Here is a 23,338-nt window from a genome sequence, read left to right on the forward strand (position 1 = left end):
CGATGGCTGACTCAAAGGCGCTGCCAAATCATGCGCCAGGCACGAAGTGTTTCTGCGCGGTGCCGCGGGCGATCAGGCGGGAGATGTAGTCGAGTTTCTGCGGGTCTTTGTCGACGAAGCGGAAGGTCAGTTGCAGCCACTCGCTGTCGGGGGTCTGCTCGTGAGCAACGATGGCGTGCATGTAGCCGTTGAGGCGAGCGGTTTCAGCGTTGTCGCCCTGCTCCATGTCCAGTACGGCGCTTTCGAGCACCTGTGGCAGGGTGTCGGTGCGTTTGACCACCAGCAGCGCTTCCTTGAGGCTCAGGGCCTTGATCACGCATTGCTGGGTGCCGCTGGACAGGCGCAATTGGCCCTGACCGCGATTGCCGCCGGCCGGGGCGGCTGAAGGCGCCTTGACGGGCGGGCTGTTGAGCATGCCGCGGGCCGGCGCAGCGGCGGCTTGGGGAGCGGCTGTGGGCGCGACAGTCGCAGCGACGACCGGAGCCGCCTTGCCGCCGGTAAGCGCGCTGAGCGAATCGTTGCCGAACGCCGAGTTCATCTTGGTCGGGGCACTGTTCATCAGGGTGTCGAGCTTGCCAACCTTGTGCAGGGCCTGCTTGACCTTGGTCAGCAGTTGCTCGTTGGTGAACGGCTTGCTGACGTAGCCGGAAACGCCGGCCTGAATCGCCTGGACCACGTTTTCCTTGTCACCGCGGCTGGTGACCATCACGAACGGCATGCCCTTGAGGTTGTCCTGCTGGCGGCACCAGGTCAGCAGCTCCAGGCCAGACATTTCCGGCATTTCCCAATCGCACAGCACCAGGTCGAACGCCTCACGGGCCAGCAGGGATTGGGCTTTCTTACCGTTCACCGCATCTTCGATGCGGATGCCTGGGAAGTAGTTGCGCAGGCACTTCTTCACCAGGTCACGAATGAACGAAGCGTCGTCCACGACCAACACACTGACCTTACTCATCCAGATACACCTCTAAAAAATCCCGGCAAGCATACCGCTTTTGCTGATGGCACATTGCCAAAAACCTTCAGTCACGCCGGGACTCTTCGTTCGCGGGGTGCTGCTTTCGATTAAAAAAGCCGCAAAAAAAAGCCCGACCAGAAGGCCGGGCGCTTTTCTTGGGCAATCTTACTTATCGTCAGTTTCGCCTGGAACATTAGCGGTTTCGGACGAGGTGCCCTCCACTTCGGCCTTCATGCGCTTGAGCCCCAAGTGCCGCACGTCGGTACCGCGTACCAGATAAATCACAAGTTCCGAGATGTTGCGCGCATGATCGCCGATACGTTCCAGGGAACGCAGCACCCAGATGATGCTCAACACCCGGGAGATCGAACGCGGGTCTTCCATCATGTAGGTCGCCAGCTCGCGCAGCGCAGTCTTGTATTCGCGGTCGATGATCTTGTCGTACTGGGCCACCGACAGCGCCAGGTCGGCGTCGAAACGGGCGAAGGCATCCAGTGCATCGCGCACCATGTTGCGCACCTGGTCGCCAATGTGGCGAACTTCGACGTAACCGCGCGGCGCTTCGCCTTCTTCGCACAACTGGATGGCACGGCGGGCGATCTTGGTGCTTTCGTCGCCGATACGCTCCAGATCGATCACCGACTTGGAGATGCTGATGATCAGGCGCAGGTCGGAAGCGGCCGGCTGACGACGGGCCAGGATGCGCAGGCACTCTTCGTCGATGTTGCGCTCCATCTGATTGATCTGGTCATCGATCTCGCGCACTTGCTGGGCCAGGCCGGAATCGGCCTCGATCAGCGAGGTCACCGCGTCGTTGACCTGCTTTTCCACCAGCCCGCCCATGGCCAGCAGGTGACTGCGCACCTCCTCAAGCTCAGCATTGAACTGTGCGGAAATGTGGTGAGTAAGGCCTTCCTTCGAAATCATGGTTTTGCTCCGCAAAAGCTGTGAGCTGCAAGCTACAAGCTGCAAGCTGATGTGTGTCGTTACCGGGCTGCCTTTACTTGCCGCTTGTAGCTTGACGCTTGCGGCTATACGGCTAGCCGTAACGACCCGTGATGTAGTCTTCGGTCTGCTTCTTGGCCGGGTTGGTAAACAGCGTGTCGGTGTCGCCGAATTCCACCAGTTTGCCCATGTACATGAAGGCGGTGTAGTCAGAAACCCGCGCCGCCTGTTGCATGTTGTGGGTCACGATGACGATGGTGAATTTGGACTTGAGCTCGTAGATCAGTTCTTCGACTTTCAGGGTCGAGATCGGATCCAGGGCCGAGCAGGGTTCGTCGAGCAGCAGGACTTCCGGTTCCACGGCGATGGTACGGGCGATCACCAGTCGTTGCTGTTGCCCCCCGGACAGGCCCAGTGCCGATTCGTGCAGACGATCCTTGACCTCGTCCCACAGCGCCGCGCCCTTGAGCGCCCACTCCACCGCTTCGTCGAGAATGCGCTTCTTGTTGATACCCTGGATACGCAGGCCGTAGACCACGTTCTCGTAGATGGTTTTGGGGAACGGGTTAGGCTTCTGGAACACCATGCCCACCCGACGACGCAGCTCGGCCACATCTTCGCCCTTGCGGTAGATGTTATTGCCGTAGAGGTTGATTTCGCCCTCGACGCGGCAACCGTCCACCAGGTCGTTCATGCGGTTGAAGGTACGCAACAAGGTCGACTTGCCGCAGCCCGACGGCCCGATGAACGCCGTGACGCGCTGCTTCGGGATGTTCAGGCTGACGTCGTACAGCGCCTGCTTCTGGCCGTAGAACAGGCTCAGGCCGGGCACTTCGATGGCGACGGTTTCCTGAGCCAGGTCCAGGCTCTGCTTGTCGCGGCCCAGGGCCGACATGTTGATGCCGCGTGCTTGTGTCTCGTGTTGCATGGTCTCACTCCGTTCGTAGCTGCAAGCTTCTAGCTGCAAGCTGCAAGTTTTGAGCAAAAGCGGCTTGTAGCTTGCCGCTTGTGGCTAATGGCTTTAGCTGTCCAACGCTTTGTACTTCTCGCGCAGGTGGTTACGGATCCACACCGCCGACAGGTTGAGCGTGGCAATCACCAGCACCAGCAACAGCGCCGTGGCGTATACCAGCGGTCGCGCCGCTTCGACGTTCGGGCTCTGGAAGCCTACGTCATAGATGTGAAAGCCCAGGTGCATGATCTTCTGGTCCAAGTGCAGGTACGGGTAGTTGCCGTCCAGCGGCAGCGACGGAGCCAGTTTCACCACGCCTACCAGCATCAATGGCGCCACTTCACCGGCGGCGCGAGCCACTGCGAGGATCATGCCGGTCATCATCGCCGGGCTCGCCATCGGCAGCACGATTTTCCACAGCGTCTCAGCCTTGGTCGCACCGAGGGCCAGGGAGCCTTCGCGGACCGTACGCGGGATACGCGCCAGGCCTTCTTCGGTGGCCACGATCACCACCGGCACCGCCAGCAGCGCCAGGGTCAGGGACGCCCAAAGCAGGCCCGGAGTACCGAAGGTCGGCGCCGGCAGGGCTTCAGGGAAGAACAGCCGGTCAACCGAGCCGCCCAACACATACACGAAGAAGCCCAGGCCAAACACGCCGTAAACAATGGCCGGTACACCCGCCAGGTTGTTCACCGCAATGCGGATCAGACGGGTCATCGGGCCCTGACGAGCGTACTCCCGCAGGTACACCGCTGCCAGCACACCGAACGGCGTCACGATCACCGCCATGATCAGGGTCATCATCACCGTGCCGAAAATCGCCGGGAAGATCCCGCCTTCGGTGTTGGCTTCACGAGGATCGTCGCTGAGGAATTCCCAAATCTTGCTGAAGTAGAAGCCGATCTTGGTGAACGTGCCCATGCCGTTGGGCTGGTAGGCATGCACCACTTTGCCGATTTCGATTTCCAGTTCTTTGCCATTGGCATCGCGGGCGGTCAGGCTGTCGCGGTTGAACTGCGAGTGCAGATCACCCAGACGGGCCTCGATGTCCTTGTAACGGGCATCGTACTCAGCACGGTCAGCGTCCAGGTCCGCTTGTGCCGCGGCATCCAGTTTGCCATCAAGCTCCAGCTTGCGACCTTTGAGACGAATGCGTTCAAGCCCTGCGTTGATTGCACCGATGTCGGATTTTTCCAGGGTCTTGAGCTCGGCGGCGAGTTTGTTGACCCGGGCCACGCGAGCTTGCAGTTCCGGCCAGGCCGCTTCGCCTTCGGCGATGATCTTGCCGTTTTCTTTGACGTTGACCAGATAGCCGTAGAAGTTCCCCCACTCACGACGCTCGATGGCCATCAGCTCCGGCGGCGTGGTCTGGTTGGTCAGCCAATCGCCGACGATCCAGGTGAAGTCGGTGCCGTTCAGGTCCCGGTTGCCGACCTTGATCAGCTCGCGGGTCATGAATTCGGGGCCTTCGTCCGGCACCGGCAGGCCAGCGCTTTTCAGGCGCTCGCGGGGCACTGATTCCTTCTGCACCACTTCGCCAACAACCAGTTGCGCGGGCATGCCCGGCACGTTGTAGCTGGCGTGGATCAGGTCGGCCGGCCAGAAATGGCCCAGACCGCGCACGGCAATCACTGCCAGCAGGCCAATGGTCATGATGACCGCGATGGACACCGCGCCACCGCTGATCCAGACGCCGGGGGCGCCGCTCTTGAACCATCCTTTCAGGGAGTTCTGTTTCACAGACTTCTACCTTTCTTAAAGCGACGAATATTTCTTGCGCAGACGCTGACGGATCAGCTCGGCGAGGGTGTTCATGATGAAAGTGAACAACAGCAGGACCAGCGCCGACAGGAACAGCACGCGGTAATGACTGCCGCCGACTTCCGACTCAGGCATTTCCACCGCCACGTTGGCCGCCAGGGTGCGCAGGCCTTCGAACAGGTTCATTTCCATGACCGGCGTGTTACCGGTGGCCATCAGCACGATCATGGTTTCGCCGACCGCCCGACCCATGCCGATCATCAGCGCCGAGAAGATGCCAGGGCTGGCGGTGAGGATCACCACGCGGGTCATGGTCTGCCACGGTGTGGCACCGAGGGCCAGCGAACCCAGGGTCAGGCCGCGCGGCACGCTGAACACGGCGTCTTCGGCGATGGAGTAGATGTTCGGGATCACCGCAAAACCCATCGCCAGGCCGACTACCAGGGCGTTGCGCTGGTCGTAGGTGATGCCCAGGTCATGGGAGATCCACATGCGCATGTCGCCGCCGAAGAACCAGGCTTCCATGTACGGACTCATGTACAGCGAGAGCCAGCCCACGAACAGGATCACCGGGATCAACATCGCGCTTTCCCAGCCCTCAGGCACCTTCAGGCGCACGGACTCAGGCAAGCGACTGAAGACGAAACCGGCCACCAGAATGCCCACCGGCAACAACATCAGCAGGCTGAAAATACCCGGTAAATGCCCTTCGACGTACGGCGCCAGGAACAGGCCGGCGAAGAAGCCGAGGATCACCGTCGGCATCGCCTCCATCAGCTCGATCACCGGCTTGACCTTACGGCGCAAGCTTGGAGCCATGAAGTACGCCGTGTAGATCGCGGCGGCAATCGCCAGCGGCGCAGCCAGCAGCATCGCGTAGAACGCAGCCTTCAAGGTGCCGAAGGTCAGCGGCGCAAGGCTCATCTTGGGTTCGAAATCGGTGTTGGCGGCGGTCGATTGCCAGACGTACTTAGGCTCGTCGTAGTTTTCGTACCAGACCTTGCTCCACAACGCGCTCCAGGACACTTCCGGGTGCGGGTTGTCCAGCAGCAACGGTTGCAGCTTGCCACCCTGCTCCACAATCAGACGGTTGGCCCGTGGCGACATGCCGAACAGGCCTTGACCGTCGACCACCTGGTCCACCAGCAAAGTGCGGTGGGCGGTACTGTGGAACACGCCGAGCTTGCCGGACGCGTCCAGGGCGACGAAGCCCTTGCGACGCTCCTCGGCGGTGATCTCAATGATCGGCGCAGTGCCCATCTGGAAGGTACGAATCTGTTTCAGGCGTTGCTCACCGTCCGCATCGCGGGCCATGAACCACTGGGCCAGGCCACCTGTGGAGTCACCAATGATCAGGGAGATCCCGCCCACCAACTGGGTGCTGGCAGTGACTTGGGCGTCACCGTTCTCCAGCAGCTTGTAGCGGCCGTTGAGGCTCTTGTCCCGCAGGCTGAACACGTCGGCCTGGGCGCGGCCGTTGACGACATACAGCCATTGCTGACGCGGGTCGACGAAGATGTTTTTGACCGGCTCGGTCATCTGCGGCAGCTCGATACGCGTCTGCTCGCTGGTGATTTCACCGGTCATCATGTTTTCTTCACTGGTGATCGACAACACATGCAGTTGCGCGCCCGTGGAACCGGCGAGCAACAGGGTCGAATCAGTGGCGTTGAGCGAAACGTGCTCCAGCGGCGCGCCCTGCTCGTTGAGCACAATCGGCGTTTCGCCGTACGGGTACTCAATGGCGGGCGAGATGGTTTTCTTGCCGTCCGGGTAACTGACTTTATAGGTATGACGCAGCACCAGTGCCTGACCGTTGGACAGGCCAATCACCACCAGCGGGCTGCCGGGTTGGTCTTCGCCAATGGAAGTCACGCTGGTACCGGCGGGCACCGGCAAGTCGACACGACGCAGCTCTGCGCCGGTGTCGATGTCGAAGAACAGGGCCTGGCCCTTGTCGGAAATCCGCATCGCCACCTGGTTCTGCTCTTCGATGGCGATCATCAGCGGTTTGCCGGCGTCCTGCATCCAGGCAGGCGTGATCGAGTCCTGGGAGGTCAGGTCCGCGCCCTGGAACAGCGGGACCACCACATAGGCAAGGAAGAAGAAAATCAGGGTAATGGCCGCCAGCACGGCGAGTCCGCCGATCAGGACGTACCAGCGGGTCAGGCGATCCTTGAGCGCGCGGATGCGACGCTTGCGTTGCAGTTCAGGCGTATTGAAATCAATGCGCTTGGGAGGGGAAGTCGTAGTCATTGTGGAATTGGCCAGATCATTCATGCGCACACCCTAGCGATCCTGTATGACAGAAAGATGACAATGCAGTGACGCAACAAATCCGCCGCACGTGGACACCGGCAGCGGACAGAAATTTGGGTGTGGGGCGGGCTTGCTCGCGATGGGGCCATCACATTCAACCTCAATGTTGACTGACCTACCGCTTTCGCGAGCAAGCCCGCACCCACAAAAGCCCGGGCGTGGCCCGGGCTCAGGTGTTACTTCTTGGCGACGCTGCCGCCTTCGGACAGACCCAGGTCAGCCAGTGCCTTGGCGGCAACCTTGGCTGGCAGTGGGATGTAACCGTCCTTGACCACAACTTCCTGACCTTGCTTGGACAGGACCAGCTTCAAGAACTCAGCTTCCAGCGGGGCCAGAGGCTTGTTCGGTGCCTTGTTGATGTAGACGTAGAGGAAACGCGACAGCGGGTACTTACCGTTCAGGGTGTTTTCTTCGGTGTCTTCGATGAACGGCTCGCCTTCTTTCTTGGCAAGGGCAACGGTTTTCACGCTGGCGGTCTTGTAGCCGATACCCGAGTAGCCAACGCCGTTGAGCGAGCTGCTGATCGACTGTACAACCGAGGCCGAACCAGGCTGCTCATTGACGTTGGATTTGTAGTCGCCTTTGCACAGGGCTTCTTCTTTGAAGTAGCCGTAGGTGCCGGATACCGAGTTACGACCGAACAACTGGACTGGCTTGTTGGCCAGGTCACCGGTCACACCCAGGTCACCCCAGGTCTTGACGTCAGTCTTGGCGCCGCACAGGCGAGTGGACGAGAAAATCGCATCGACCTGAGCCATGGTCAGGCCCTTGATCGGGTTGTCCTTGTGTACGAACACCGCCAGGGCGTCAACGGCCACTGGGACAGCAGTAGGCTTGTAACCGTATTTGGTTTCGAAGGCCTGCAGTTCGTTGTCCTTCATCTTGCGGCTCATCGGGCCCAGGTTGGAGGTGCCTTCAGTCAGAGCAGGTGGCGCAGTGGAGGAACCGGCGGCCTGAATCTGGATATTTACGTTCGGGTATTCTTTCTTGTAGTTCTCGGCCCACAGGGTCATGAGGTTGGCCAGAGTATCGGAGCCGACACTGGACAGGTTGCCCGACACACCAGTGGTCTTGGTGTAGCTCGGGATGGCTGGGTCGACAGCGGCAACCGCGTGGGCGGTCGCAACGCCAGCGGCGACAAAGGTCATTGCCGTCATCAAACGCTTCAGTTTCATGCCTTACTCCTAGCAGATAGGTGTGTTAAGTCGGCCAAGTATCGGTAAGCCGTGTGAACACTCTATGGCTGAAATATGACAATTGGATGAAAGGCCATTATTGAGATTTAAAAGAAGATCGAGCAGCCCCAATCGCGAGCAGGCTCGCTCCCACAGGGGATGTGCGGTGAACACAGCATCCAATGTGGGAGCGAGCCTGCTCGCGATGAGGTCAATACAGTCGATAAAGGCTTAACGACCTTGCTTCCAGAGATACGCCCCCACTGCAATCCCGATACCGCAGATAACCGCCACGTAATAGGCTGGCCCCATCGGGTTTTCCTTGAGCAGCAAAGTGACGATCATCGGGGTCAGGCCGCCGAAAATTGCATAGGCCAGGTTGTAGGAGAACGACAGGCCGCTGAAGCGCACCACGGCCGGGAACGCCTTGACCATGACATAAGGCACCGCGCCGATGGTGCCCACCAGCAGCCCGCTCAGGGCATAGAGCGGAAACAGCCAGTCGGGATGGTTGAACAGGCTGTGGTAGAAAGTCCAGGAGGTGATCAACAGCAGCGCACTGCCGAACACGAACACTCGCCCGGCACCGAAACGGTCGGCCAGCACGCCAGAACCGATGCAGCCAAAACTCAGGAATACGATCGCCAGGCTGTTGGCCTGCAAGGCAATGGTCGGGCTGAAGTGATACACCGTTTGCAGCACGGTCGGGGTCATCAGGATGATCACGATGATGCCGGCAGACAGCAGCCAGGTCAGCAACATCGAAATGGCAATGGCGCCGCGATGATCACGCAGCACCGCCCGCAGCGGCACTTCAGCGGCCAGGGCCTTGCGCAGTTGCAGCTCGGCGAATATCGGGGTTTCGTGCAGCCAGCGACGCAGGTACACCGAGAACAGGCCGAACACACCTCCCAGCAGGAACGGAATCCTCCAGGCGTAATCCGCCACCTCCACCGGCGTATAGATGCTGTTGATCGCCGTGGCCACCAGCGAACCCAGCAAAATCCCCACCGTCAGGCCACACGTCAGCGTGCCGCAGGCATAGCCGATGTGGCGCGCCGGAACGTGCTCGGAAACGAACACCCAGGCCCCCGGCACTTCGCCGCCAATGGCCGCGCCCTGGATCACCCGCATCAGCAACAGCAGAATCGGCGCCCACATGCCGATTTGGGCATAGGTCGGCAGCAAGCCCATGATGAGGGTCGGCACGGCCATCATGAAAATGCTCAGGGTGAACATTTTCTTGCGGCCCAACAGGTCCCCGAAGTGAGCCATGATGATCCCGCCCAGCGGCCGGGCCAGATAACCGGCGGCAAAAATGCCGAACGTCTGCATCAAGCGCAGCCACTCAGGCATTTCGGCGGGGAAAAATAATTTTCCGACCACGGTGGCGAAGAACACGAAGATGATGAAATCGTAGAACTCCAACGCGCCGCCCAAGGCAGAAAGCGACAGGGTCTTGTAATCGTTGCGGGTCAATGGACGAGCCGATTGAACGGGTGTCGCCGTGCTCGAAGGCGCAGTGGTCATGGCAAGGGCTTCTCTTATAGTCAGTTCTGCAACCCCGGACAACGGTGGGCAGGCTCGGCACGATAGCAAATTGTTCAAAAAAGCACATAGAGGCGCGTAATTGATAGTCAAAATCGGAACCGGGTGGTCGTCTCGACGTCTATCGCTCGATATACTCGCAACCTTGCAACACTCTGTAAGGGGTTGCTGTGCGAAAACGTCGTTGGTGACGTAGTAACTTAGTCAGCCGGTTTCGCAGAGTTTCCCTTTGGCACGCCTTTACGAAAAACGTGACGAACGCCGCATGTTCGGGCTGAATCGTTTTTTTCAAAGACGGCTATTCACCTGATACATAAGACAGAGTTACGGGTCAGAGGCACCCCCGGCATGATAGAGCTCGAACAGGAAGATCCAATCCCGCAAGGCGACCTGGCCCTGCAAATCACCGCGCTCCCCCGCGAAACCAACGGCTTTGGCGATATTTTCGGCGGCTGGCTGGTTTCCCAGATGGACTTGGCCGGCACGGCCATGGCCAGTAAAGTGGCCGGCGGACGCGTGGCCACCGTGGCGATCGATCGCATGGCGTTTCTGGTGCCGGTGGCCGTGGGTGCCCAGCTGTCTTTTTACACCCAGGCGCTGGAGATCGGCCGCAGTTCGATCCAGATGATGGTCGAGGTCTGGAGTGACGATCCACTGTCCAGCGAATGGCGCAAGGTCACCGAGGCGGTGTTCGTGTTCGTTGCCATCGATGGCAGTGGTCGTACCCGCTCGGTTCCGCCGCGCGCCCGTTAAACGCGGGGGCCGTTTTGCGGTCCATTGCAGTTCATGTTCCTGAACGAGACTTGCAGTATGCCTACGCCCCATGTCGAAGCCGTCAAACTGGATGAACTGAACGGCTGGCGCATCCGCCACGGTCAGGCCGAGTTGCTGGTGGCCCAGCAAGGCGCGCACATTCTCAGCTATCAGGTCGACGGCCAGCCGCCGCTGATCTGGCTCAACGACCAGGCAACGTTCAAGGCCGGCAAGAGCATCCGCGCCGGAGTGCCGGTGTGCTGGCCGTGGTTCGGCAACCTGACGCGCAACCCCGACAGCGTGCAGGCCATGCGGGTGAGCAACGAACCGGCCACGGCTCACGGCCTGGTGCGGGCGATGGATTGGGAGCTCAAGGGCATCGAAGCCCAGGGCGAAAGCCTGAAAGTGGAATTCGTACTGCCCTACCCCGAAAACGGTCTCTCAGGCTGGCCCCATCAGGTAGACCTGACGCTGACCATCGTGATGGACGAGCAGTTGCACATCCGCCTCACCAGCCATAACCGCGGCAGCGAGACCGTCAGCCTGAGCCAGGCACTGCACAGTTACTTCGCCGTCAGTGACGTGCGCAACGTGCATGTCGAAGGCGTGGATGGCTTGCGTTATATCGAAACACTGGACGACTGGAACACCGTGACCCAGGCCGGCGATCTGCACTTTGCCGGCGAGACCGATCGCATCTATCTCGATACCCCACCGAAGCTGAGCATCGTCGACCCGCACTGGGAACGACGCATCGAACTGACCAGCAGCGGTTCACGCTCGGCGGTGATCTGGAACCCCTGGACCGAACGCGCCAAGGCCTTCAGCGACATGGCCGACGATGGCTGGCAGCGCATGCTGTGCATCGAGACGGCGAATGTGATGGACGATGTGGTGACGCTGCTGCCGCAGGCCAGTCATACCCTCGGGGTGAGCATCGGCAGCAAGCCGCTCTAAGCCACACCCCAAAACCATTGTGGGAGCGGGCTTGCTCGCGAAGGCGGTGTGCCAGTCAACATAAGTATCAACTGACCGACCGCCTTCGCGAGCAAGCCCGCTCCCACATTGGGATCTACGCCATATCCGCGACTGGTTACAAATCCGCCTCCTGCACCACCCTCACCTTTTCCGCTTCCAGGGCATACGCCGCGCTGGCCAGGTCGTTGTCGACCTTTTCGATCTTCAGCGTGCCGGTCACCCATAGCGGTGTGTAGATGTCATCCAGTTTCAATCCCTTGGGATAGCGCACCAGCACCAGTTGATTGGGCGGTGGTGGCGGGACGTGGATGCAGGCACCTGGGTAAGGCACCAGGAAGAACAGCGTGCTGCGGCCCTTGGCGTCGGTTTCCAGCGGCACCGGGTAGCCGCCCAGACGAATGTGTTTGTCGTTCATCGACGCCACGGTCTTGCTCGAATACATCACCGCCGGCAAGCCCTTGCTTTGCTTCAGGCCACCTTTTTCGGTGAAGGTGCCGCTGGCTTCGGGGGTGTTATGGTCGATCTCGGGCATGGCCTCAAGGGCTTTCTGGTCCGACTTGGGCATCAGTTCGAGCCAGTCGGTTTCCGGCAGTTCGGCGGAGTGGGCCAGGCTGCTGCCCAGCAGAAAAAGGGTCAAGACTAGACGGCGCATGAATGGGCTCGGCAATAAGTAGGAAGTGCGACGCCGGGCATTCTAGCCCTCTCTGCGCGCCAACGCAGAGGGGGCCTGGTCACAGAATCAGTTTCTTTTGATCAAGCCGTAGATCACCAGCAACACCACCGCGCCCACCAGGGCACCGAGGAAACCGGCGCCTTCGCCAGCCTGGTAAATGCCCAGGGCCTGGCCGCCGTAAGTGGCTGCCAACGAACCGCCGATACCGAGCAGGATGGTCATGATCCAGCCCATGCTGTCATCGCCCGGTTTCAGGAAGCGCGCCAGCAGGCCAACGATCAAGCCGATAAAGATGGTTCCAATGATTCCCATGGCATTTCCCTCTGAGATAAGTAGCCAGACCAAAGCCCGTTCAGACTTTGGCACCTAGCCATCAGAGAAGCTGGCCGACCAATGGTTCCACCGTCGCTGAAGACTATTGTTCGGCGATCAATGTCTCGACCTTGATGATCTGCTGGGCCAACGTGGCCCGGTCAGCGCAACGCAGGTTGGCGTGACCGACCTTGCGCCCGGCCTTGAACGCCTTGCCATAGTGATGCAGATGGCAATCGGCAATCGCCAGGACTTTCTCGCTGTCCGGCACCTTGCCGATGAAGTTGAGCATCGCGCTCTCACCCACCTTGGCAGTCGACCCCAACGGCAGCCCGGCCACCGCCCGCAGGTGGTTTTCGAACTGGCTGCACTCGGCGCCCTCGGTGGTCCAGTGCCCGGAGTTGTGCACGCGCGGGGCGATTTCATTGGCCTTGAGGCCGCCGTCCACTTCAAAGAACTCGAACGCCATCACGCCGACATAGTCCAGTTGCTTGAGCACCCGGCTGGAGTAGTCCTCGGCGAGGGCTTGCAACGGATGATCGGTGCTGGCGACGGACAGCTTGAGAATGCCGTCCTTGTGGGTATTGTGCACCAGCGGATAGAAACGGATTTCACCGTCGCGGGCACGCACGGCGATCAACGAGACTTCCCCGGTGAACGGTACAAAACCTTCCAGCAGGCAGGCCACGCTGCCCAGCTCGGCGAACGTGCCGGCCACATCTTCAGGATTGCGCAGGACTTTCTGGCCTTTGCCGTCGTAACCTAGGGTACGGGTCTTGAGGACAGCCGGCAGGCCGATGGAAGCGACTGCGGCCTCCAGGTCGGCCTGGGACTGAATGTCGGCGAACGCGGGTGTAGGAATGCCCAGGTCCTTGAACATGTTCTTTTCGAACCAACGGTCACGGGCAATGCGCAAGGCTTCGGCGCTCGGGTAGACCGGGACGAACTGGGACAGGAAGGCAACGGTTTCGGCCGGGACGCTTTCGAACTCGAAGGTCACCAGATCGACTTCATCGGCCAGTTGGCGCAGATGGTCCTGATCGCCGTAGTCGGCCCGCAGGTGTTCACCCAGTGCGCTGGCGCAAGCGTCCGGCGCCGGGTCCAGGAAAGCGAAGTTCATTCCCAGCGGCGTCCCCGCCAGGGCCAACATGCGACCCAACTGGCCGCCACCGATTACACCGATCTTCATTCGTCAACCACCTCAGGCAATGCGTGGGTCTGGATTGTCCAGGACGCTGTCTGTCTGCTCAGCGCGGAATTTTTTCAGCACGGTATGAAATTGTGGGTGCTTGGCGCCCAGGATGCTCGCCGACAGCAGGGCCGCGTTGATCGCGCCAGCCTTGCCGATGGCCAGGGTCGCAACCGGAATGCCGGCCGGCATCTGCACGATCGACAGCAGTGAATCGACGCCCGAGAGCATCGACGACTGCACTGGCACACCCAGCACCGGCAGGTGGGTCTTGGCCGCACACATGCCTGGCAGGTGGGCCGCGCCACCGGCACCGGCGATGATCACCTCGATGCCACGGGTTTCGGCCTCTTCGGCGTACTGGAACAGCAGGTCCGGGGTGCGGTGGGCGGAGACCACTTTCACCTCGTAAGGGATGCCGAGCTTTTCCAGCATATCGGCGGTGTGGCTAAGGGTGGACCAATCGGACTTGGAGCCCATGATCACGCCAACCAGTGCACTCATCGTCGTGCCTCTTCTCTCTGGGCGCCCGCAGGCGCGTCAAAAAACAACAAGCCACGCAGGAAACCGGCGTGGCTTGTTGTACGAATTATGGCCGATCTGGACCGGCCGAAGGCCGCGCAGTATACCTCAATGAAATAGATAAACAGCCCCTGTCGCGACCATCTGTCATTTGTGGTTAAACAGCGGTTTTATTGACTCTCAGGTCAGCGAAAAAGCACCACAATTCCCCTGTGGGAGCGAGCCTGCTCGCGAAGGCGGTGTGTCAGTCGCCACCTTCTGAACTGGCACACCGCCTTCGCGAGCAAGCCCGCTCCCACAAGGCGTTGCGGCGTTCTCAGGTGCCAGCCACGCCTTGCGCCGCGCCGCCCTCGAGCTTGCGCCACAACAAGCGCACGTTGGCCTTGCGCACCAGCGCGCAGCGGTACAGGCGGATTTCCAGGGGCACGTGCCATTGCCCGCCGCCGCAGACCACCAGTTCGCCCCGAGCCAGTTCGGCGCGCACGCTCAGTTGCGGCACCCAGGCGATGCCCAAGCCCTCCAGCGCCATGCTTTTGAGGCTGTCGGCCATGGCCGTTTCGTAAACCGTGGTGAAACGCAGGGCCCGTTGGCGCAGCAACTGGTTCACCGAACGACCAAGAAATGCACCGGCGCTGTAGGCCAGCAACGGCACGCTGGCCTCGCCTTCAAGGTCGAACAGCGGTTTGCCGTCGGCATCGGCCGCACACACCGGCAACATTTCGGTCTGGCCCAAGTGCAGCGAGGGGAAAATCTCCGGGTCCATCTGCATGGCCGAATCCGGATCATAGAAGGCCAGCATCAGGTCGCACCCCCCTTCACGCAACGCATGGACGGCGTCGCCGACGTTGGTCGCCACCAACCGCGTGGCGATGTTCAGTCCTTCGTTGCGCAGTTGTGCAATCCAGCGCGGGAAGAAGCCCAGCGCCAGGGAGTGCGCGGCCGCCACTTGCATCACTTCGCCCTGCCCGCCTTCCAGGTGGTGCAGATGACGCAGCACTTCACCCAGTTGCTCGACCACGGTGCGCGCCGTCACCAGGAACAACTGCCCCGCGGCTGTCAGTTCGATCGGAGTGCGAGAGCGGTTGACCAGGGTCAACCCCAGCGCCGCCTCCAGGCTGCGGATGCGTCGGCTGAAGGCCGGTTGCGTCACGAAGCGCCGTTCGGCCGCCTGGGAAAAACTGCGGGTAGCGGCCAGGGCACTGAAGTCCTCGAGCCATTTGCTTTCTAGATTCATCACGTCCTCCCAAGGCACGCACCAAAACAGGTCACACGCTCGCCGTACCGTCGGCGTCACACCCGCATTATGCCGAATGTGCATAGGGCAGTGTTTAACAGCATTGGCCCTAATTTTCCTGAAAGCCTAGTATTCACAGCGTTCCGGCACAGACCGGGTCCTTATCGAGATGATTTCTATCATGTCTTCCTCTGCATCATTGCGCACAGAAAAAGACCTGCTTGGCGTACTTGAAGTACCGGCACAAGCGTATTACGGCATCCAGACCCTGCGAGCGGTGAACAACTTCCGTCTCTCCGGCGTCCCGATCTCGCATTACCCCAAGCTGGTGGTCGGTCTGGCAATGGTCAAACAGGCCGCCGCTGACGCCAACCGCGAGCTCGGCCAACTCAGCGAAGCCAAGCACGCCGCCATCAGCGAAGCCTGTGCACGACTGATCCGCGGCGATTTCCACGAAGAGTTCGTGGTGGACATGATCCAGGGCGGCGCTGGCACTTCAACCAACATGAATGCCAACGAAGTCATCGCAAACATTGCGTTGGAGGCCATGGGCCACAACAAGGGCGAATACCAGTACCTGCACCCCAACAACGACGTGAACATGGCGCAGTCCACCAACGACGCCTACCCGACCGCGATCCGCCTGGGTCTGCTGTTGGGTCACGACGCGTTGCTGGCCAGCCTCGACAGCCTGATCCAGGCCTTCGCCGCCAAGGGTGAAGAGTTCAGCCACGTCCTGAAAATGGGCCGCACCCAACTGCAGGACGCTGTGCCGATGACCCTCGGCCAGGAATTCCGCGCCTTCGCCACCACCTTGAGCGAAGACCTGGCGCGCCTGAAAACCCTGGCGCCTGAGTTGCTCACCGAAGTGAACCTGGGCGGCACCGCCATCGGCACCGGCATCAACGCCGACCCGCGCTACCAGGCCCTGGCTGTGCAGCGCCTGGCTATCATCAGCGGCCAGCCGCTGGTACCGGCCGCCGACCTGATCGAAGCCACGTCCGACATGGGTGCCTTCGTGCTGTTCTCCGGCATGCTCAAGCGCACGGCAGTCAAGCTGTCGAAGATCTGCAACGACCTGCGCCTGTTGTCCAGCGGTCCTCGCACCGGCATCAACGAGATCAACCTGCCGGCTCGCCAGCCAGGCAGCTCGATCATGCCAGGCAAGGTCAACCCGGTGATCCCGGAAGCGGTCAACCAGGTAGCGTTCCAGATCATCGGCAACGACCTGGCCCTGACCATCGCCGCCGAAGGCGGGCAACTGCAATTGAACGTGATGGAGCCGCTGATCGCTTTCAAGATCTTCGACTCTATCCGCCTGCTGCAACGGGCCATGGACATGCTGCGCGAACACTGCATCGTCGGCATCACCGCCAACGAAGCGCGCTGCCGCGAACTGGTCGAGCACTCGATCGGCCTGGTCACCGCCCTGAACCCGTACATCGGCTATGAAAACGCCACCCGTATCGCCCGTGTTGCCCTGGAAAGCGGCCGCGGCGTGCTGGAACTGGTGCGCGAAGAAGGCTTGCTCGACGACGCCATGCTCGACGACATCCTGCGCCCGGAAAACATGATTGCTCCGCGTCTGGTCCCGCTGAAGGCTTGATCGACGCAATGACTGCTCACCAGGTCGAGGGACTAGACACCTCTCACCTTTTGAGGGCTTGGGGATTTATTCCCCAAGCCCTTTTTTTTAACTGATAGCTACAAACGATTAGAGAACCTGTAGGAGCGAGCCTGCTCGCGATAAACGATGACGCGCTGCCGTTTGAAAAAACCGCGTCGCCAGCCATCGCGAGCAGGCTCGCTCCCACAAGAACCTGACCGCGAGGCCAGGGAATTCAAAGGTCCGTTTCGTCGCACGCACCATAATCGTGCAGACGGGCGCCGCACTGGTAGGTATAGTGCCGCCCCTCTTCGCGTGAGCGGTCGTCGGTAGCGAGACCCCAACACATGCGAAAACCGAACTAATAACAACCCGCAATATGGACCGGGACGAAATATCGCCTCACCTGTCGTGCCGCGCGCCGACCGATGTAACACGATGTTTCCAAATGGCCAGCATTTGCTTAAACAAAAAACAGCGAGGAATACTCATGCTCGAAGTCATCAACGACTTCCTCTCAGGGAAAGTGCTGATCGTGCTCATTGTCGGGCTCGGTAGCTACTTCACGATCCGCTCGCGTTTCGTCCAGTTCCGCCACTTCCTTCATATGTTCGCGGTATTCCGTGACAGCCTCAAAAGCAGCGCCGGCCAGCTCAGTTCATTCCAGGCCCTGATGCTCAGCCTGGCCGGTCGTGTCGGCGCGGGCAACATTGCCGGTGTCGGCATCGCCGTCACCCTCGGCGGGCCTGGCGCGGTGTTCTGGATGTGGGTGACCGCGCTGGTCGGCATGTCCAGCAGCTTCTTTGAATGCTCCCTCGGCCAGCTCTACAAGCGCTGCGACGCCGACGGCCAGTTCCGTGGCGGCCCTTCCTATTACATCCAGCACGGCCTGCAGAAGCGCTGGTTGGGCATGATCATGGCATTCCTGCTGCTGATCACCTTCGGCTTCGCCTTCAACGGCTTGCAGGCCCATGCCGTGACTCACTCGCTGAACAACGCTTTCGGTTTCGACACCACCTACACAGGCATTGGCCTGGCGGTGCTGTTGGGCCTGGTGTTCATCGGCGGAATCAAGCGCATCGCCAAGGTCGCTGACCTGCTGGTGCCGGTCAAAACCCTGGCGTACATCGGCGTCACCCTCTACGTGATCGTGCTGCAGTTCGATCAGGTGCCGGCCATGCTGACCATCATCGTCAAAAGCGCCTTCGGCCTTGACCAGGCCTTTGGCGGCCTGATCGGCAGCGCCATTGTCATGGGCGTCAAGCGTGGCGTGTTCGCCAACGAAGCGGGCCTGGGCAGTGCGCCAAACGTCGCCGCCGTGGCCTCGGTCGAGCACCCGGTGGCTCAGGGGGTGATTCAGGCGTTCAGCGTGTTCCTCGACACCTTTTTGATCTGCACCTGCACCGCGCTGCTGATCCTGCTGTCGGGCTTCTACACCCCGGGCTTCGAAGGCGATGGCATTGCCCTGACCCAGAACTCCCTCGCCGCCGTGGTCGGTGACTGGGGCCGGGTATTCATCTCCGTGGCGCTGTCGTTGTTCGTGTTCACCTCGATCCTCTACAACTATTACCTGGGCGAGAACAACCTGCGCTTCATGGTCGGCGAAAACCGCAAGGTGCTGATCGGCTACCGCGCCCTGGTACTGGCGTTGATCTTCTGGGGTGCCATCGAAAACCTCGGCACCGTGTTCGCGTTTGCCGACATCACCATGACCCTGCTGGCGTTCGTGAACCTGATCGCGCTGTTCCTGCTGTTCAAGGTCGGCATGCGTATCCTGCGCGACTATGACGACCAGCGCTCGGCCGGCATCAAGGTTCCAGTCTTCGATTCCAGCAAGTTCCCGGACCTGGATCTGGACCGCAAGGCTTGGCCAGCTAACCCGTCGGCACCAGTTGCCGCGTCTGGAAAGGCTCCGGCAGGCGTCGCCGCCGCACAACGCTGATCGGTAGGCTGATTGGAAAAAACCGGGCGCACCCTCTGCGCCCGGCGTGACACAGCGTAAGGTCGGCGTCATGCTCGGCCTTATGTTGTGGCAGCCCGATGAGCTGTCGTTTTCGTCCTCGGAGAACACCCATGAATTTCTCGACCTACCCTGCCGCCCAGCACGTCATGGTGCTCTACACCGGCGGCACCATCGGCATGCAGGCCAGCGCCCATGGCCTGGCCCCGGCATCCGGTTTCGAAGCACGGATGCGCGATTACCTGCACAGCCAACCCGAACTGGTCACCCCGCAATGGCGCTTCCGGGAAATGTCGCCGCTGATCGACAGCGCCAACATGACCCCGGCCTACTGGCAGCAACTGCGCGAAGCCGTGGTCGATGCCGTGGATGTGCAGGGCTGCGACAGCGTATTGATCCTGCACGGCACCGATACCCTGGCCTACAGCGCGGCCGCCATGAGCTTCCAGTTGCTCGGCCTGCATGCCCGGGTGTGTTTCACCGGCTCCATGTTGCCCGCCGGCGTCACCGACAGTGATGCCTGGGAAAACCTCAGCGGCGCGCTGGTCGCCCTCGGCCAGGGGCTGGCGCCGGGTGTGCATCTGTATTTCCACGGCGAGCTGCTGGCCCCGACCCGCTGCGCCAAGGTGCGCAGTTTCGGTCGTCATCCGTTCAAACGCCTGGAGCGTCAGGGCGGTGGTATCAAGGCAACCTCGCTGCCGGCACCGTTGAATTACGACCAGCCCAAGCAACTGGCGAACATCGCGGCGCTGCCGCTGTTTCCCGGCATCAGCGCGCAAATTCTCGATGGCCTGCTGGGCAGCGGCATCCAGGGCCTGGTGCTGGAGTGCTACGGCAGCGGCACTGGCCCGAGCGACAACCCGGCCTTCCTCGCCAGCCTCGAGCGGGCGCGGGACAGCGGCGTGGTGGTCGTGGCCGTGACTCAATGCCATGAAGGTGGCGTCGAGCTGGATATATACGAGGCCGGCAGCCGCTTGCGGGGCGCTGGCGTGCTGTCCGGCGGCGGCATGACCCGCGAGGCCGCGCTTGGCAAGTTGCAGGCATTGATCGGCGCCGGGCTGTCGGTGGATGAGGTCCGCCGGCTGGTTGAACTGGACCTGTGTGGCGAACTCGCCTGACACTCAGCAAAACCTGTGGGAGCGAGCCTGTGGGAGCAAAGCTTGCTCGCGAAGAACGATGACGCGACCTTACTGTTGATCCGTGTCCCCTGCGTCGCGAGCAAGCTTTGCTCCCACAAGCTCGCTCCCACATTGGGTGTTGTGCTGACCTTCCGATTTTCATCCGGCATATAACTTGCTCCATCTCCAGCCTCCCCAGGCTGGAAACGAACATGCTGCACTCCCACCTGACCACCCTCAACGCCGTCTCCCTGGTACTCAATACCTTCAAGCACGAAGGTCTGCCCAGTGATGCGTTGCTGGCCGGCAGCGGCATCAGCGCGGCGGACTTGAGCCGGGCCGACACGCGCATCACCACCAATCAGGAGATGCAGGTCTGCGCCAACGCCGTGGCCCTCAAGCGCGACATCGGCCTGGAACTGGGCTTGCGCATGCACGTGTCGTCCTACGGGATGCTGGGGTATGCCCTGCTCAGCAGTGCCACTTTGGGTGACGCTTTGCGTTTGGCACTGCGCTATCCGGCGCTATTGGGAACACTCTTCGACCTGAACCTGGAAGAAGGCCATGAAACTGTCTGGCTCAGCGCCAGCGATTATCGGGAGAACCCGACCCTGGCGGTGTTCAACGCCGAGTTCTGCATGGTTTCGCTAAAAGTCATCTGCAACGACCTGCTCGGCCAGACGCTGCCCCTGCGCACGGCGCGCTTCGAACATCCGGCGCCCGATTACCAGGCACGCTACGCAGCGCTCTTCGACTGCCCGGTGCGTTTCGACAGCGTCGACAACGCGTTCGCCTTCGACCGTCACTGGCTCGAACAACCGCTGCCACTGGCCGACCCCATCACCCACCACGCCATGGCCGAACGCTGCCGCCGGCAGAACACCGAATTCACCGGTCGCCAGGCCTGGCTGGGGCGGATTCGCCAATTGCTCAGTGCACAATTGAATGCCGCTCCCGGGCTGGAAGGCCTGGCCGAACAGATGAACTGCTCGTCGCGCACCTTGCGTCGTCACCTCAAAAGCATGGGCTGCACCTATCAGGAACTGCTCGACGAACTGCGCTTCGAACGGGCCAAGCAAATGCTCTGTGAGGACAAATTGCCGATCTATCGGATTGCCGAAATGCTGGGCTTCAGCGAAACCGCCAGCTTTCGGCATGCCTTCGTACGCTGGAGCGGCGTGGCGCCGAGTCAGTTCAGGTCCTGAGCCTTCGTCAATCGCCGCTTTCACGCACAACACCTGAGACCCCTGTGGGAGCAAGGCTTGCCCGCGATGGTGTCCGCTCAGACACATCCAGCGCCCTAAAAACTGACGCCAGGCAGACTGCAACAATCCACGCAACCCTGCGCCGTTGCCTACAACTACGCCAGAATCCGCCCGCTTGTGCGCCTTGCTCCCGGGCTCTATCGTTTCCCTGCCACTGCCCATCAGTGGTCGGGTTTAGTAGCCCGGATGACTTACCGGTTGCGAGAGTCTCATCAGTCAGGCATTGCCTGCACTCGATGGTGGCTGTGCGCATGGCGCCTTCGGGCGCGCCGGTTTGGGTATGTCACCGGTCTGCTGTCACCCTGCTCTCCACCGTCGTAAAAGACATCAACAACGAAATGAGCAAATTGAAAGCAACCCAAAGCGGTAAGGCCGGCAAGCACAAAGGGCAAGACACCTTTGGCTGCTTGTACGTGCGCGGTTTGCGCAAAGCTCGTGTCACTAGCTCGATGGATCTGCGGATGCTCGACCGCATCCGTCGTGGTTCGTCCGATGAGCCAGATGGTGCGCTCGCTGGTTCGCGTCAGATCAAGCTTTCTGCCAGTGCGTAAAACCACGACAGAGTGAGAACTGGGCGACCTCGGTCGCCTTTTTTGTGTTTATCCGGTGACGGCGAATAGCCCTGCCCGCCAATCTCAGCGAAACCCTGGCTTCTGTCGATGCGATGGTCAACGAACTGCCTCCGAGCTGGAAGGCTCCCGCCGCCCCATCGCCCTCGGCATCCAGCAAATGATCGAATTGAGTTCATTGCTGGCAAGCCGTGCACTGGATAACGTCTACCCACGATAGCCGCTACACCACCGGACCCCGTGGCGAGGGAGCAAGCTCCCTCACCCCGAATCCTGCGCATTACGAAGGCTTGTTTATTCTCCCTCCGCAACGCTTCCACCCAGCTACGAATCCTTGCGCCATTGCCTACAACTACGCCAGAATCCGTCCGCTTGTGCGCCTTGCCTATGGGTTCTATCGTTTCCCTGCCACTGCCCATCAGTGGTCGGGCTTGGCGGCCCGGTACACGAAAGGCGCAACAGCCCCTCAACATGATTGCGATGCCTCTTGCATTGGCATTCCTATGTTATGGCGGGTTGCGCAAGGATCCCTTCGGGGATGCCGGGTTCCTTTCGTTCCGGTCCGCCAACCTTGTGTAATCCGTCACCCCATCTGCTTGGCGGCAGACGGTGATGGTTCCTCTTACGAAAGGAGCTCCACCATGTTCAAAATCACACCGAATCCCCCCGAAGCAAATCGCACCTCTGCGTCCACTCAATCCAAAACGAAGAAACAAGACGAAGCAGAAAAACGCGCCTTGGATTACTACCTGCTACCGAAACCGGAAAAGTCCGAAGATGCATCCAAACCGGACCAGCTCTTCACCGTGGCAAAAAACGCCGACAACGAATGCCTGCTCGCCAACCTCAGCGAAAACCTGGCATCCGCCGACGCGATGATCAGCAACCTGGCCTTCGACCTGGAAGGCCCCCGCCGCCACATCGCCCTCGGCATTCAGCAACTGATCGAACTGAGTTCAATGTTGGCGAACCGAGCGTTGGATAACGTCGATCCACGCTAGCCGTTACACCCTCAACCCCGTGGCGAGGGAGCTTGCTCCCGCTGGGTGGCGAAGCCGCCCCAAAACAGACTGACGCATTCTCCAGATAAACCGCGTCAGCCGGTTTACGACGGCTGCGCCGCCGAGCGGGAGCAAGCTCCCTCGCCACGGATCGCGTACATGTTGAAATCAGGTATGTAACGTGCCGCCGCCTTCGCGAGCAGGCCCGCTCCCGCAGGGATTGGTGGTGGATATCCGTTCTGTGGAGTTCAGTCTGAACGTTTTAAGGGGTGTACTTCGGGTTAAGAAAAAATCCACAAAACCGGCTCAAATGAAGACTTTCTTGGCGCACTGAAAGAAATCCTGCGCTAGCCGCCACACCACCAACCTGTGGCGAGGGGATTCATCCCCGTTGGGCTGCGCAGCAGCCCCAAAAAAGCCGGCTCATTCCTACATAAAAACCGCTGCACCACCGAACGAGAGCAAGCTCCCACGCCCCGAATCCTGGGCATTACGAAGAC

20 protein-coding genes and 1 pseudogene are annotated in these 23,338 nt (G+C 60.7%); 9 read left to right on the forward strand and 12 right to left on the reverse strand.

The genetic code is table 11. The annotated features are described in order from the left end of the window. Positions 1-28 precede the first annotated feature (28 nt). The 7 genes from MA884_RS05890 to MA884_RS05920 all read right to left on the reverse strand — a co-directional run bounded on the left by MA884_RS05890 (position 29) and on the right by MA884_RS05920 (position 9,640). Entirely contained in the window at positions 29-955 is a 927-nt protein-coding gene (locus MA884_RS05890) for a response regulator (RefSeq protein ID WP_256229504.1), read from the reverse strand. Between the two features lie 168 nt (positions 956-1,123). After that, positions 1,124-1,885, reverse strand: coding sequence for a phosphate signaling complex protein PhoU (phoU, locus tag MA884_RS05895; protein WP_256229505.1), 762 nt, complete (start codon positions 1,883-1,885; stop codon positions 1,124-1,126). 112 nt (positions 1,886-1,997) lie between these two features. Further along, entirely contained in the window at positions 1,998-2,831 is an 834-nt protein-coding gene (gene pstB / locus MA884_RS05900; RefSeq protein WP_256229507.1) for a phosphate ABC transporter ATP-binding protein PstB, read from the reverse strand. Between the two features lie 93 nt (positions 2,832-2,924). Next, positions 2,925-4,595: a phosphate ABC transporter permease PstA gene (gene pstA / locus MA884_RS05905; protein ID WP_256229508.1), complete on the reverse strand. Its 1,671-nt coding sequence runs from the start codon at positions 4,593-4,595 to the stop codon at positions 2,925-2,927. Between the two features lie 15 nt (positions 4,596-4,610). Further along, a complete protein-coding gene (locus tag MA884_RS05910; RefSeq protein WP_256229509.1) occupies positions 4,611-6,896 on the reverse strand; it encodes an ABC transporter permease subunit in 2,286 nt (761 codons plus the stop codon). A gap of 215 nt (positions 6,897-7,111) precedes the next feature. Further along, entirely contained in the window at positions 7,112-8,110 is a 999-nt protein-coding gene (locus tag MA884_RS05915) for a phosphate ABC transporter substrate-binding protein PstS family protein (RefSeq protein ID WP_256229510.1), read from the reverse strand. A 231-nt stretch (positions 8,111-8,341) separates the two neighbouring features. Then, a complete protein-coding gene (locus MA884_RS05920; RefSeq protein ID WP_256229511.1) occupies positions 8,342-9,640 on the reverse strand; it encodes an MFS transporter in 1,299 nt (432 codons plus the stop codon). Positions 9,641-10,006: 366 nt separating this feature from the next. On the opposite strand from MA884_RS05920, the gene MA884_RS05925 reads away from it, so the two are divergent. Next, a complete protein-coding gene (locus MA884_RS05925; protein WP_003177184.1) occupies positions 10,007-10,411 on the forward strand; it encodes an acyl-CoA thioesterase in 405 nt (134 codons plus the stop codon). Positions 10,412-10,468: 57 nt separating this feature from the next. Beyond that, positions 10,469-11,368 (forward strand): D-hexose-6-phosphate mutarotase, encoded by a 900-nt coding sequence (locus MA884_RS05930; RefSeq protein ID WP_256229512.1) that lies wholly within the window; start codon positions 10,469-10,471, stop codon positions 11,366-11,368. Positions 11,369-11,504: 136 nt separating this feature from the next. Here MA884_RS05930 and MA884_RS05935 read toward each other — a convergent pair whose 3' ends face one another. The 5 genes from MA884_RS05935 to MA884_RS05955 all read right to left on the reverse strand — a co-directional run bounded on the left by MA884_RS05935 (position 11,505) and on the right by MA884_RS05955 (position 15,319). Continuing rightward, the gene (locus tag MA884_RS05935; protein ID WP_256229513.1) at positions 11,505-12,041 is read right to left on the reverse strand and encodes a DUF3299 domain-containing protein; all 537 of its coding nucleotides are present in this window, start codon (positions 12,039-12,041) and stop codon (positions 11,505-11,507) included. 87 nt (positions 12,042-12,128) lie between these two features. Then, positions 12,129-12,374 carry a GlsB/YeaQ/YmgE family stress response membrane protein gene (locus tag MA884_RS05940; protein WP_256229514.1) on the reverse strand — a complete coding sequence of 82 codons (246 nt, stop codon included), beginning with the start codon at positions 12,372-12,374 and terminating at the stop codon, positions 12,129-12,131. Positions 12,375-12,477: 103 nt separating this feature from the next. Continuing rightward, on the reverse strand, positions 12,478-13,563 hold the full coding sequence (locus tag MA884_RS05945; protein WP_047226717.1) for a 5-(carboxyamino)imidazole ribonucleotide synthase: 1,086 nt from the start codon (positions 13,561-13,563) through the stop codon (positions 12,478-12,480). A gap of 12 nt (positions 13,564-13,575) precedes the next feature. After that, positions 13,576-14,067, reverse strand: a complete 492-nt coding sequence (purE, locus tag MA884_RS05950) for a 5-(carboxyamino)imidazole ribonucleotide mutase (protein WP_256229516.1) — start codon at positions 14,065-14,067, stop codon at positions 13,576-13,578. Between the two features lie 334 nt (positions 14,068-14,401). Beyond that, a complete protein-coding gene (locus MA884_RS05955; protein WP_256229517.1) occupies positions 14,402-15,319 on the reverse strand; it encodes a LysR substrate-binding domain-containing protein in 918 nt (305 codons plus the stop codon). 181 nt (positions 15,320-15,500) lie between these two features. Here MA884_RS05955 and aspA point away from each other — a divergent pair, with 181 nt between their 5' ends. From aspA to MA884_RS05990, 7 genes and pseudogenes are all read left to right on the forward strand, one after another. Beyond that, complete coding sequence (aspA, locus tag MA884_RS05960; RefSeq protein ID WP_256229518.1) at positions 15,501-16,925, forward strand: aspartate ammonia-lyase; 1,425 nt, start codon at positions 15,501-15,503, stop codon at positions 16,923-16,925. Between the two features lie 490 nt (positions 16,926-17,415). Continuing rightward, positions 17,416-18,867, forward strand: a complete 1,452-nt coding sequence (locus MA884_RS05965; RefSeq protein ID WP_256229519.1) for a sodium:alanine symporter family protein — start codon at positions 17,416-17,418, stop codon at positions 18,865-18,867. A 131-nt stretch (positions 18,868-18,998) separates the two neighbouring features. Further along, entirely contained in the window at positions 18,999-20,003 is a 1,005-nt protein-coding gene (locus MA884_RS05970) for an asparaginase (RefSeq protein WP_256229521.1), read from the forward strand. Between the two features lie 212 nt (positions 20,004-20,215). Continuing rightward, entirely contained in the window at positions 20,216-21,208 is a 993-nt protein-coding gene (locus tag MA884_RS05975; RefSeq protein WP_256229522.1) for an AraC family transcriptional regulator, read from the forward strand. A gap of 311 nt (positions 21,209-21,519) precedes the next feature. Beyond that, entirely contained in the window at positions 21,520-21,819 is a 300-nt protein-coding gene (locus MA884_RS05980; RefSeq protein ID WP_256229523.1) for a hypothetical protein, read from the forward strand. A gap of 71 nt (positions 21,820-21,890) precedes the next feature. Next, positions 21,891-22,057 (forward strand): annotated as a pseudogene (locus MA884_RS05985) (DUF6124 family protein); the annotation flags it as partial. 421 nt (positions 22,058-22,478) lie between these two features. Continuing rightward, positions 22,479-22,838 (forward strand): DUF6124 family protein, encoded by a 360-nt coding sequence (locus MA884_RS05990; RefSeq protein ID WP_256229524.1) that lies wholly within the window; start codon positions 22,479-22,481, stop codon positions 22,836-22,838. Positions 22,839-23,338: the final 500 nt, after the last annotated feature.

This window comes from Pseudomonas sp. Q11 (genome assembly GCF_024494355.1).
Taxonomy (GTDB): domain Bacteria; phylum Pseudomonadota; class Gammaproteobacteria; order Pseudomonadales; family Pseudomonadaceae; genus Aquipseudomonas; species Aquipseudomonas hefeiensis.